Below are 12,589 nucleotides of genomic sequence, written 5' to 3'. Positions count from 1 at the left end.
ATGGACTGGGAGCGGTTCGCTCAGCAGCTGGCGTCGATGGCCCGGGATCTCCTGAAGCAGGACTCGGTCGGGTCCACGCTGGACCGGATCGTCGCCTCGGCCACCGAGCTGGTGGAGGGCTGCGACGCGGCCGGCATCCTCACCCTGCGCGGGACGAAGGTGGACACGGTGGCCGCCACGGACCGGCTCGTCGTCGACAGCGACCGGCTGCAGGAGCGGATGGGGGAGGGGCCGTGCTTCGACTCCGCCCGCACCGCACAGGGGGACCGGGTGTTCCGCATCGCCGACTTCACCCTGGAGCAGCCGCGCTGGCCCGCCTACGCGCCGCGGGCCCACGCCCTGGGCGTGGGCAGCATGATGGGTTTCCTGCTGTTCACCGAGGACGAGGATCTCGGCGCGCTGAACCTCTATTCGCGCAGGCCCGGCGCCTTCACCGAGGCCGACGAGACGGCCGGCTGGCTGCTGGCCTCGCACGCCGCGGTCGCCTTCTCCAGCGCCCGCGCGCATGCCCAGATGCAGCAGGCGGTCGCCACCCGGCATGTGATCGGCGAGGCCATGGGCATCCTCATGGGCGGTCACCGGCTCACCGAGGACGAGGCGTTCGACGTGCTGCGCCGCTACTCGCAGGAGCACAACGTCAAGCTGCGTGAGGTCGCCCGCCGGGTCTGCGACCGGGGCGGCCTCACCTGACGGATGGCGGACGGACTCCCCGACCGGGACGCCGCTCACGTCGCCCACGTCGCCCACGCCGCTCACGTCGCCCACGCCGCCCACGTCGCCCACGCCGCTCACGTCGCTCACGTCGCTCACGTGTCGTCCCGGGCGCCGGGCGGGGACGCGGCGGCGTCGGGGCCGGGGCCCGGCGCCCAGTCCGCCCCGGTGCGCAGACGGAAGGCGGCGACGGCGGCCTCCACGGTGGGGAAGAAGTGCCGGGGGTCGATGGTGCGGGTGAGTCCGTACCGTTCGATCTTGCGTCGCACGGGGTCCTTGAGCTCGGCGAACACCAGGTGTACGTGGTGCGCGTTGAGCGTCTCGTCGAGTTCCACCAGGACGTCGGCGGCGGTGGTGTCCACGTCGGTCATGGGCTCCGCCGCGATCACGATCCAGCTCGGCCGCGGATCCGCGCCGGCCAGCCGGCCGACCTCGTCGCGGAAGGTCTTGGCGTTGGCGAAGATGAGCGGGGCGTCGAACCGGTAGATCACCAGACCCGGCAGCCGCCCGGCCGCCGGGTAGGAGCGGACGTCGTGGTATCCCTCCAGGCCCCGCACCCGCCCCAGCACGGTGTTGTACGGCCACCAGGCGCGCCGGAAGACGTTGAGGACGGACAGCGCCACGGCGACGGCGATCCCGGGCAGCACGCCGAGCAGGGCCACGCCGACGAAGGCCGCGAGGCACAGCGCGAACTCGGTCCGGCGCTGCCGCCACAGCCGTACCGCCCCCGGGATGTCGGCCAGGGACAGGGACGCGGTGATGACCACGGCGGCGAGGGCCGGCTGGGGAAGGTTGCGGAACAGGCCCGGGACCAGCACGAGCATGAGGACGATGAGCGCCGCGCCGACGACCCCGGTGAGCTGGGTCCTGGCCCCCGCGCGCTCCGCCACCGCCGTACGGGAGCCGCTCGCGCTGACCGGGAAACCCTGGAAGAGACCGGCCGCCAGATTCGCGACACCGACCCCGGTCATCTCCTGGTTGCCGCGGACCTCTTGTCCCGAACGGGCCGCGAAGGCAGAGGCGTTGGAGATGGTGTCGGCCAGGGACACCAGGGCGATGCCCAGCGCACCGCCGAACAGCGGGGCGAGGTCGGCGAGCCGGACGTCGGGGACGGTGAACGGCGGGAAGCCCGCGGGCAGTTCCCCGACCAGGTCGACACCGTGCTCGCCGAGGTCGAGGACGGTGGTCGCGGCGATCGCCAGGACCACCATCACGAGCACCGCGGGAACCTTCGGCAGGAAGCGCTGGAGAACCAGGACCAGCACGATCCCGCAGCCGCCGACCGCGGCGGCGGCCGGCACCGCCGCCCCGTCGGCGAGCGCGCGCACGAGGCCGACGCACTCGCCGATCAGGTTGTCCGCCTCGACCTTGAAGCCGAGCAGCTTGGGCAGCTGACCGATCAGAATGGTCAGGGCCAGGCCGTTCATGTAGCCGATCATCGTCGGCTTGGAGATCAGATCGGCGATGAAACCGAGCTTCGCCACCGAGGCGAGGATCATGACGGCCGCCACCATGAGCGCGAGCACCGACGCCAGCGCGACCGCCCGGTCGGGATCCCCGTCCGCCGCCACCAGGGGCAGCACGGTGGCGGCGATCATCGGCCCCAGCGAGGAGTCGGGGCCCAGCACCAGGACCCGGGACGGCCCGCACACCGCATAGCCGAGCAGACAGAGGATCGTCGTGTACAGGCCGGTGATGGCCGGCAGACCCGCCAACTCGGCGTACGCCATGCCCTGCGGCACCAGCAGGGTCGTCAGGACGACGCCCGCGACCAGGTCCTTGACCAGCCACTCGCGCCGGTAGGACACCATCGCCCGGACCCCGGGAACAGCACCCCACCGGGAGCGGAGCGTACGGCTCCGGCGCTGGTCCGTCACAGCTGGTCCTTCCGTCGGATCTGTCAGGCCGAGTACAGGCGGGCGCCCGGCTCCGGTTTCACCCACCGGGGGTGAGGCGACGGCCACCGCGCTGTCGAAAGCTTGGCGTGGACGGCTCCTGTGAACCAGTACCACCCACGAGGACACGGGCGGAGGCGAGGCACGTGGTCGAAACGGAGCGGCCCGCGCCGCCGACGGGGCACGGGCGGGTGCTCGCCGCGCTCGCCCTCGCCCAGTTCATCTGCAGCTTCGCCGGCTCCAACATGAACGTGATGATCAACGACATCAGCAAGGACCTGGACACCACCGTCCAGGGCGTCCAGGTGGCGATCACGGTCTTCCTGCTGGTGATGGCCGCGCTGATGATCCCCGGCGGCAAGCTGACCGACCGCTACGGCCGCAAACGCTGCTTCCTGACCGGCCTCGTCGTCTACGCGATCGGCGCCCTGCTGAGCGCGGCCGCCCCGGGACTCGGCGTCCTGATCCTCGGGAACTCGATCCTCGAAGGCATCGGCACCGCGCTGCTCATCCCACCCGTCTACATCCTCACGACCCTCCTCTACCCGGACGTCACCTCCCGCGCCCGCGCGTTCGGGGTCGTCATGGCGCTGGGCGGTGTCGGGGCCGCCGCGGGGCCGCTGATCGGCGGACTCATCACCACCGCCATCAGCTGGCGCGCCGCGTTCGTGTTCCAGGCCCTGGTGATCGGCGTGATCGTCGTCCTCAGCCGTCGCATCGACGACCCGCTGCCCCCGGATCCGACCCGCACCTTCGACACCGCGGGCGCGGTCCTCTCCGCCGTCGGTCTCGTCCTCGTCGTCATGGGCATCCTGGCCGCCGACAACAACGTCTGGCTCATGATCGTGCTGCTGGTCCTCGGCGCCCTCGTGCTCTGGTGGTTCTTCCGCTCCGCGCGTGCCAAGGAGGCGGCCGGCCAGGAGCCGCTGCTGTCGCTCCGCCTGTTCGACAACCGCACCTCCAACCTCGGACTCGTCACCCAGAACCTGCAATGGCTGCTGCTCATGGGCACGTCGTTCACGGTGGCGGCCTACCTGCAGGTCGTCCGCGGCTACGACGCCGTCCGGACCGGGGTCGTCTTCACGGCGGCCACCCTGGGCCTGCTGGCCACCTCCCTGGCGGCCGAGCGCCTGGCCCGCCGGCACCCTCAGCGCACGCTCGTCATGACCGGCTTCGCCGTCTCCACGGTCGGCCTGGTCGTCCTGATCGTCCTGGTCGGGAGCTTCTCCACCGCGTGGGCCTTCGTCCCCGGCCTCCTCCTCACCGGACTCGGGCTGGGCGTCATGCTGACCCCGTCCGTCAACGTCGTCCAGTCGAGCTTCCCCGAGGAGCAGCAGGGCGAGATCTCGGGCCTGTCCCGCAGCGTGTCGAACCTGGGCTCGTCCTTCGGCACGGCCATCGCCGGCACCATCCTCGTCGCCGGCCTCACCCAGGGCGCGTACGCCGCCGCGATGATCGTCCTGGCGGTCTTCGGCCTCGGCGGCCTGGTCGCGGCGGCACTCCTTCCCGAGGAGACGGCATCGGGCTAGGCGTCGGGCAGTGAGGCCGCGAGGTGTTCCCACGCCGCGTGCACCTGCTCCCCGACCATCCCGAACTGCGTGATGACCGCGACGCAGCGCCCGTCCCCGTCGTCCAGCTCGATCGCCGAGGTCGGGCCGTGCGCCGCCGTGGAGCGGACGAGGTGGCAGGCCCGGACGCCCGCGAGGTCGATCTCCACCGAGCTCTCCGCGATCGCCGCGAAGACCCGCCCGCCGACGGTCCGGTCGGTGACGTGGACGGGGCCGCCGCACGCCTGCATGGCCGCCGGGGCGAACACCGCGACGCCGATCGGCAGCCCGACGGAGCAGACGTGGTCCAGCACCGCGGGCACGACACCGGCCTCGATCGCCCGGTGCTCGCCGCGGTACCGGCCGAACGCCGCGCGCCGGGCGCGGCCACCGTCCGCGAGGACCGCGTCGAGCTGCGCGAGCTGGTCGCCGTTCTCCCAGGCCGGCACCGCGGGCACCGCCGACGGTCCGGCGACCGGCGCCCCGGCGTGCACCGTGCCGGCGAGCCCGGCCAGCAGCCGGTCCCCCTCGGAGAGCAGCCGCCCCTGGTGCACGGTCCGGCCGTCCACGTCGAACAGGTGCAGGGCGACCGCGCCGGTGCCCTCGTCCCGCGCGACCACGGCCGAGGCGACACCGTCGCCGTCGATGCGCAGCGCGATCGAGCCCGGCCGGACGGCGAACGCGTCACCGCGCAGGCTCGGGACCGCGTAACTGCCGGCCTGGTCGATCCGGGCGACCGGCCCTCCGGTGACCGCCTGGACGTACCGGAAGAGCGTCAGGCACCGCGCCAGCTCGGGCATCCGGGCGTCGATCAGCCGCACACTGCTGTTCCGCCGCCCGCAGCACCCTTCGAACGCGCAGCCGCGGTCGGCGTATCGGTCCGTCATGGTCAGTACACATCCCGTACGTAGCGCTTCGCCCGGCGCAGACCGGCGAGGTACTCCGCGGCGTCGTCGTCACCGCGTCCGCGCCGCTCGGCGATGACGCCCAGCAGTGCCGCCTCGACGTCCTTGGCCATCCGGGAGGCATCGCCGCAGACGTACACGTGCGCGCCCTCCTCCAGCCAGGCGTACAGCTCACGCGACCGCTCGCGCATCCGCGTCTGCACATAGACCTTCTCGGCCTGGTCGCGCGAGAACGCGAGGTCCAGTTCGGTGAGCACCCCGCGCCGGCGCAGCTCGGTCAGCTCGTCCTCGTACACGAAGTCGGTGTCCCGGTGCCGGTCGCCGTAGAACAGCCAGTTGCGCCCGGCGGCGCCCCGCGCGGCCCGCTCGTGCAGGAAACCGCGGAACGGCGCGATGCCCGTGCCGGGGCCGATCATGACCATCGGGGCGTCGTCGTCCGCCGGGACCCCGAAGGAGGCGTTCGGCTGCACGTAGACGCCCACGGGCGTCTCCTCGCCGACGCGGTTCGCGAGGTACGTCGACGCGACGCCTTCGTACGTGCGCTGCCCGGTGCCGTACCGGACGGACGCGACGGTGAGGTGGACGCGGTCCGGGTGGGCCAGCGGGCTCGACGAGATCGAGTACTGGCGGGCCTGCAACGGCCGCAGGAGCGGCAGCAGTCCGGCGGGTCCCGGGGCGGCGGAACCGGCATCCCGGAGCAGGTCGAGCACGTCCCGGCCCCAGAGCCACGAGTCGAGGTCGGACCGGTCGCCGTGCGCGACGACCGAGGCGAGATCGCTCGACGGCGCACGCTCGACGAGCTCGGCGACGAGCTCCTTCGACGGGGTGCGGATCTCGCGCCCGGTGCGCAGGAGTTCGGCCAGCGGACGGCCGTCGGCCTCCTCGTCGCCGCTCACGCCGAGGTGATCGAGGAGCGCGCCCACGAGCGCCTCGTCGTTCACCGGTACGACGGCCAGCGCGTCCCCCGCCGCGTAGGCGATGCCGCTGTCGCCGAGGTCGAACTCGTAGTGGCGGATCTCCTTCGCGCTCCGCGGGGAGGACAGCAGCCTGTTCACGGCGAGCCGTGAGCGGTACGGGGTGCGCCTGTTCCAGGGGGAGCGCGGCCGGGCGGCCACCACCTCCGGCCCCGCGCCGGCACCGGTGTTCACACCCGCGCCGGCACCGGCGGGCACGACCGCGCCCGTGCTCGCGACCACGCCCGTCTCCGCGACGACCCGCTCCAGGACCGCCGCCGTCCACTCCCCGGCCGGCTCCTCGAAGTCGACGTCGCAGTCGACGCGGTCGTGCAGCCGGGTCGCCCCGAGCTGCTCCAGGCGGGTGTCGATGAGCTTCGCGGCCTGGCAGAACTCGTCGTAGCCCCGGTCGCCCAGGCCGAGGACCGCGTAGCGCAGACCCTCGAGGCGCGGTGCCGTGTCGGACTGCAACGCCTCCCAGAACAGCCCGGCGTTGTCGGGCAGTTCGCCCTCGCCGTAGGTGGAGGTGACGACGAGCACGTGGGACATCGCGGCGAGCCGCTCGGGCGGCACGGCGTCGAGCGCGGTGGCCGTCCCGCCGAGGCCGCGTGCGCGCGCCGCGGCGACGAGTTCGCCGGCGAGGAACTCCGCGTTCCCGGTCTGGGTGCCGAACAGCACGTCGACCGTCGCGGTGGGCGCGTCGCCCGCCGCGCCGTCCCGGCGTCCGGCCGCCGCGACGCCCGCCATGAACCCGGCGAGCCAGGCCTCCTGCTCGGCGGAGAACGGCGCGTCGGCCGGGATGAGGGACCCGCTCGGGGGCATGAGGGTCACGCGGTCACCGTCTCGGTCGGGGCCTGCGGGATACGGCGGCTCGCGAGGTCGGCGAGGTCGGCGAGCGCGGCGTTGGCCAGCAGCTCGTCGAACCGGGCCGCGCGGACCCGGCCGGCGTTCTTCGTCGTCTGGTGGACGATCCAGCCGTAGGTGCCGGGGGCGTCCACGCTGAGGTTGTTGCGCTGCTTCAGCGCGCTCTTGTAGTCGTCGAGGCGCTTGATCGCGATGAGCGTGGCGAGCTCCCCGTCGTCGAACCGCTCCAGCGTGCCGCGCAGGTACTTCACGACGCGCTGCTTGACGAAGAAGTCCTCGGTGAGCACGAGGTTGCGGACGGCCTCGACGACCCGCGGATCGTCCGGGCCGGTCGCACCCGGCACCCGCCGCAGCGCGAGGTCCTGCGCGACGCCGAGCACCGTGTACGACGACAGCAGCGAGAACATGTCGGCACCGCCCTGGTCGCCGAAGGCCGGCGCCCGCCCGCCGAGCACGGCACGCCGGTCGCGGTAGTCCTCCTTGAACGCGCGGAGCTTGTCCGTCGCGATCGAGGTCGCCAGCTCGTCGAGCAGCTCGCTCCGGGTCGCCGCGGCGAGGATCTCGGAGGCGTCCTGGTACAGCAGCAGCGACCGGGGCATCCCGCAGTACACGTGCCGGCGCTCGCTCTCCCAGTCGTCGAGCAGCCGGGCCGCGAGCCGTGAACCGGTGGCCTCCGCATGCCACGCCAGGAGCAGCCGCACGGCCTCCTCGTGGAACGCGCCCTGCCCGGTGTCGGTCACCGGGAACACCAGCAGCGAGTCGGCGCTCACCCGGCCGGGAAGCTCGCCCGACGGGTCGTACTGGTACAGGAACCCGCCGCTCATGCCGTTGCCGAGGCCCTTGCCGAAGCCGCCGAGGTTGAGCACGGTGCCGCCGGTCATGTACTCGCAGCCGAAGTCGCCGACGCCCTCCACGACCGCGGTCGCGCCGGAGTTGCGCACGGCGAACCGGTCACCGGCCTCTCCCTGCACGAACGTCCGGCCGCCGGTCGCGCCGAACAGCGCGAAGTTCCCGACGAGCACGTTGCCGCCGCGTTCGGCGCTGCCGCCGCCCGGGGCGCGGACGACGATCCGGCCGCCGCTCTGGCTCTTGCCGACGCCGTCGTTCGCGGTGCCGGTGTGTTCGAGGGTGATGCCGTCGTTGCAGAACACGCCGTACGACTGACCGGCCGACCCCGTGGTGCGGATGCGCACCGCGCCGTCGACGAGCCGGCGGCGGCCGCGGTCGTCGGCCGCGACGGCCGGTACGGCGCCGTGGAACTCGTGGTTGAGGAGCCGCTCGACGTCGATGCCGAGCTGCCCGCCGACCGACTTGTCGCTGTTGCCGAGGCGGATCCCCTCGATGAGCAGGGACGGCTCGCGCCGGTCGACGAGCGCGGCCCGTACCGAAGCGATGAGGGCGTCGTCGGTGGTGAAGTCCTTCTCCAGGTACTCCGGGTCCGCGACGGCCTTCTCGGGCACGCGCGCGAGCAGCCGGCGGACGTCGAGCCGCCCGACGCTCGCCGGGTGGTCGAGGAGCTGCAGCAGGTCCGTGCGGCCCCGGGCCTCGCGCAGGGAGCGCAGACCGAGGCGGGCGAGGATCTGCCGGACGTCGTGCGCGATGTTGAGCAGGTACTGGGCCAGCGCGCGCGGGTCGCCCTCGAAGGCCTCGGCGTTCGTGGTGAGCCCGGCGGGGCACTTGACGTTGCAGTTCTTCGCCATGACACAGCCGAGCATCATGAGCGCGGTCGTGCCGAACTCGAAGCTGTCGCCCCCGAGCAGCGCCGAGGTGACGACGTCGCCGCCCGTCTGGTGCGCGCCGGAGCAGCGGAGGACGACCTTCTGCCGCAGCCCGTTCGCGACGAGCGCCTGGTGCACCTCGGCGACGCCGATCTCCGCCGACCGCCCGGCGTACTTGAGGCTCGTGACGGCCGCGGCGCCCGTACCGCCGGTGTTCCCGGCGACGTTGATGACGTCCGCGCCGGCCTTGGCGACGCCGACCGCGATGGTGCCGATGCCCTCCGAGGACACCAGCTTCACGACGACCCGTACCCGCGCGGCCTTGCAGTCGTGGATGAGCTGCGCGAGGTCCTCGATCGAGTAGGTGTCGTGGTGCGGCGGCGGTGAGATCAGCTCGATGCCCGGGGTGCCGCCGCGCGCCGCCGCGATGTCGACGGTGACCTTGGGCGCGGGCAGCTGGCCGCCCTCGCCCGGCTTCGCGCCCTGCCCGATCTTGATCTCCAGCTCCTGGAGCATCGGGTCGGCGAGATACCCCGCCCAGATGCCGAACCGGCCGGACGCGAACTGCTTGATGCGGGAGCCGCGGATGGTGCCGTACCGGGAGTGGTGCTCGCCGCCCTCGCCGCTGTTCGACAGGGCGCCGACCATGTTCGTGCCGTGGGCCACGGCCTCGTGCGCGGTCGCCACGAGCGCGCCGTGGCTCATCGCGCCGGAGGCCAGCGCGCGGGTGATCTCGTGCGCGGGCTGGACGTCGTCGAGGGGGACGCTGTCGGGTGCGGTGTCGAGGAGCGTGAGCAGCCGCGCGGCGGTGCCGGTGGCGGTGAGGGTGACACCGTCGGCGTCCACCGCCGGCGCCCCGACCTCGCCCGGATGCGCGAGGGCGAGCCCCTCGGCGAGGGCGGCATGACGCTCGACGGCGTCGCCCCCCGGCGCGGTGAGACGCAGCCGTACGCTGACCGTCCCCACGACGGGGCCGGTGGAGCCTGCGGGGCCGGTGGGGCTTGCAGGACCGGTGGGGTTTGCAGGACAGGTGGGATGGGTGGCACCCATGGGACCCGTGGAGCCTGCGGGACCAGTGAGGCCTGCGGGATCAGCGGAGCCTGCGGGATCGGTGGAGCCGGTTGAGCCGGTGGAGACGACGGAGACGACGGAGACGGTCACCCCGCGGACCGTGACGCTCGCGTTGCCGGTCGTGGAGAACCGGCCCAGCTCGCGCGCGAAGTCCTCCGCCGTGCGCAGCCCCGTCATGTCCGCGGGCAGCGCGAGCACGTCCCGCAGCGCGGCCGGGCGGCGCGACCGTTCCTCGTGCGTCGTCCGCAGGAAGGCGCGGTACCCGGGCGTGATCCGGAACGCGTCGATCTCGGCGTCGCTGAGCGCGTCGTACCCGGTGTTGCGGTAGGCGGCGTCGGTGATGCCGAAGGCGTCGTCGAGCCGGCCGAGGGTGAGCAGGCGGAGCGCGTCCGGGTCGTCCGGCCGGCCGAACCGGGGTGGCTCCTCGGTCATGCCGCCGAAGCCGCGCACCGCCGTGACGCCGAAGGAGTGCCCGGCGCCGTCCGAGCGCTCCTTGAACAGACCGAGCAGCGGGATCTGCTGTTCGGTGTCCACGGTGCGGGCCCGCTCGTGCCAGTCGGTCGCGGCCTGCGCGATACGGGCGAACCCCACACCGCCGACCGGGGCCTCCATGTGCGGGAAGGTCCGCGCGAACACGTCGTCCCGGGTGTCGAGGTAGTTCGGCTCGAAGAACTCGCCGCCGATGTAGCTCTCGGCGGTGCACAGCCCGACCCGGCCCATGGTCTTGGCGAGGGACTTCTCGGCCGCCTTGCGGAACCTCGCCAGCGCCCGGTCGGTGCCGGTGATCTCGCCCGCGGGGGCCGGCGCGCTCGGGTGCTTCTCCTCGGCGCGCAGCCGTGCGCTGAGGCTGTAGACCGCCGAGGCGCCGAAGCCGAGCGCCGTCGCGACGTGGTGCGACGACGCCAGCTGACCGCTCTCCGCCACGAGCGAGACGCGCAGCCGCAGCCCGGTCTCGATGAGCCGCTGGTTGACCGCCGCGACGGCGAGGATCACCGGCAGCGGCGCGCGCGTCGACGAGATCGCCCGGTCGGTGAGCAGCGCGATGCCGCCGCCCGCCGCGGCGAACCGTTCGACGTCGTCGCAGAGCCGCCCGAGCGCGGACCGCAGCGCGTCGGCGTTGGCGGTCTCGTCCCCGGCGACCGGCTCGTAGAGCATGGCGAACCGCTCCAGCGGCACGATCCGCTGGTCGCGCAGCCGGACCATGTCGAGATGCCCGAGCACGGGCGAGGAGACGACGAGCTGCCGGCCGTTGGTGTTCCCGGTGCCGTCGGGCTTCGGGCCGAGCGCGACCCGCATGCTCATGCCGTCGGCCTCGCGGATGCTGTCCAGCGGCGGGTTCGTCACCTGGGCGAAGCGCTGCGAGAAGTACTTCGCCATGCCGCCCTCGGTGTCGCTGAGCGCGTTGATGGCGTTGCCGTAGCCCATCGCCGAGATCCGCTCCGACCCGGTGGCGAGCATCGGGTCGAGCATGAACCGGAAACTCTCCTGGTTCAGCGCGTACGCCACGTACCGGCCGGCGAGGCTCAGGTCGCCGTCGTAGCCGAGGGTCGTCGTGCCGCGGTAGTAGTCGGGGGCGGGCAGATCGTCGAGGTTCACCCGGGCCGCGCCCAGCAGTTCGCTGTACGGCCGGCGCGCGGCGAGGGCGGCGAGCACCTCGTGGGTGCGCATCCGCCGGCCGGTGCGGTGGTCGACGACGAGCATGCCGCCGGCCTCGATACGTCCCCGGTGCACGACTTCCTCGTCGGGGAACGCGACCTGGCCGGCCTCCGACGCCACCATCAGGTACTCGGCGGTCTCGACCGTGCGCAGCGGGCGCAAGCCGAGCCGGTCGAGCCGGGCGCCGATGACGTCCCCGTCGCTGAAGATGACGGCCGCCGGACCGTCGTTCTTCTCCTCGTACAGCGAGAAGTACTCCAACATGTCCCGGACGGCGGCGGGCAGCGTGCGGTCGTTCTCCCAGGCGGGCGGCATGAGCGACACGACGGCCTCGACGAGGTCCAGGCCGTCGTCGGACACCCGGCTCTGGAGGGTCTGGTCGAGTCGGCTCGAGTCGGACTGCCCCGGCGGCCGCACGATGCTCCGGGTGCGGGCCCGCGCGAGGGCCTCGTCGGACAGGCGGTTCTTGCGGTCGGTGTTGAGCTCGCCGTTGTGCGCCATGAGGCGGAACGGCTGCGCCATGGTCGGATGCGGCTCGGTGTTGGTGGAGAACCGGGTGTGGAAGTACAGCGACCGCACGGAGTGCCGCGGATCGCACAGATCGCGGAAGTACCCCACGATCTCACCGGAGTTGAGCCGCCCCTTGAGCACCTGCGTCCGCGCGCTCAGTGACAGCGGGTACAGCCCGGCGTAGGTGTCGTCCGCGTAGGCGACGGCCTCGATCGCGAGCAGGGCGCGGTGGGCGGCCCTGTCGACGCCGTGCCGCTCCCAGCCCTCCGGGGCCCGGAACACCCACTGCACGACGGGCAGTTGGTACTGCTCGGCGGCGGGCCGGGCGACGCTGTGGTCCACGGGTACGTCACGGACGAGCAGCACCTCGAAGCCCTGCTCGGCGATGCTCCGGCCGACGAGGCCGACCGCGTCGTGGCGTCGTTCCGCCTCGGTCGGCACGAAGCAGTTCGCGACGCCGAAGTGCCCGGCGCGCAGCGCCTCACCGGTGAGCGCGCCGAAGAACTCCACCGACAGGTCGACGCTCACCCCCGCGCCGTCGCCGACGCCCTCGGCGGACGTGCCGCCGCGGTGCGGGATGGCGCGGAGCGCTTCGTCGCCCTTGCGGATGACGTCGTGGCTCGGCGTTCCGTCGAGACGGGTGAGGAAGCCGACGCCGCAGTCGCTGTGGTCGCGGGCAGGGTCGTACAGACCCAAGGTCGATCGATTCAAGTGCGGGTCCTGTGAGCGCGTTCCGGCTGGGGGTACCTCCCAGGCGCT

Annotated in this window: 6 protein-coding genes; 2 read left to right on the top strand and 4 right to left on the bottom strand. The window is 73.0% G+C overall.

Annotated elements, in window-relative coordinates; genetic code table 11:
* Positions 1 to 690, top strand: a complete 690-nt coding sequence (locus tag ABT070_RS34245; protein ID WP_351766619.1) for a GAF and ANTAR domain-containing protein — start codon at positions 1 to 3, stop codon at positions 688 to 690.
* Positions 691 to 806: 116 nt separating this feature from the next.
* On the opposite strand, the gene ABT070_RS34240 is transcribed toward ABT070_RS34245, so the two are convergent.
* Positions 807 to 2,588 (bottom strand): SulP family inorganic anion transporter, encoded by a 1,782-nt coding sequence (locus ABT070_RS34240; protein ID WP_351766484.1) that lies wholly within the window; start codon positions 2,586 to 2,588, stop codon positions 807 to 809.
* Between the two features lie 164 nt (positions 2,589 to 2,752).
* Between ABT070_RS34240 and ABT070_RS34235 the strand changes: the two genes are divergently transcribed.
* Positions 2,753 to 4,135 carry an MFS transporter gene (locus tag ABT070_RS34235; RefSeq protein WP_351766483.1) on the top strand — a complete coding sequence of 461 codons (1,383 nt, stop codon included), beginning with the start codon at positions 2,753 to 2,755 and terminating at the stop codon, positions 4,133 to 4,135.
* Here ABT070_RS34235 and ABT070_RS34230 read toward each other — a convergent pair.
* The 3 genes from ABT070_RS34230 to ABT070_RS34220 are packed head-to-tail and all read right to left on the bottom strand — an operon-like array spanning position 4,132 to position 12,541.
* Positions 4,132 to 5,040 (bottom strand): hypothetical protein, encoded by a 909-nt coding sequence (locus ABT070_RS34230; RefSeq protein WP_351766481.1) that lies wholly within the window; start codon positions 5,038 to 5,040, stop codon positions 4,132 to 4,134. The two genes, ABT070_RS34235 and ABT070_RS34230, sit on opposite strands and share 4 nt — an antisense overlap.
* Positions 5,041 to 5,042: 2 nt before the next feature.
* Positions 5,043 to 6,833: a sulfite reductase subunit alpha gene (locus ABT070_RS34225; RefSeq protein WP_351766617.1), complete on the bottom strand. Its 1,791-nt coding sequence runs from the start codon at positions 6,831 to 6,833 to the stop codon at positions 5,043 to 5,045.
* 5 nt (positions 6,834 to 6,838) lie between these two features.
* Positions 6,839 to 12,541 (bottom strand): glutamate synthase-related protein, encoded by a 5,703-nt coding sequence (locus tag ABT070_RS34220; protein ID WP_351766480.1) that lies wholly within the window; start codon positions 12,539 to 12,541, stop codon positions 6,839 to 6,841.
* Positions 12,542 to 12,589: the final 48 nt, after the last annotated feature.

Source organism: Streptomyces sp. NPDC002884 (genome assembly GCF_040295245.1).
Classification (GTDB): Bacteria; Actinomycetota; Actinomycetes; order Streptomycetales; family Streptomycetaceae; genus Streptomyces.
Note: the sequence above shows the minus strand (reverse complement) of the source record. Positions and strands in the feature narration are given on the sequence as shown.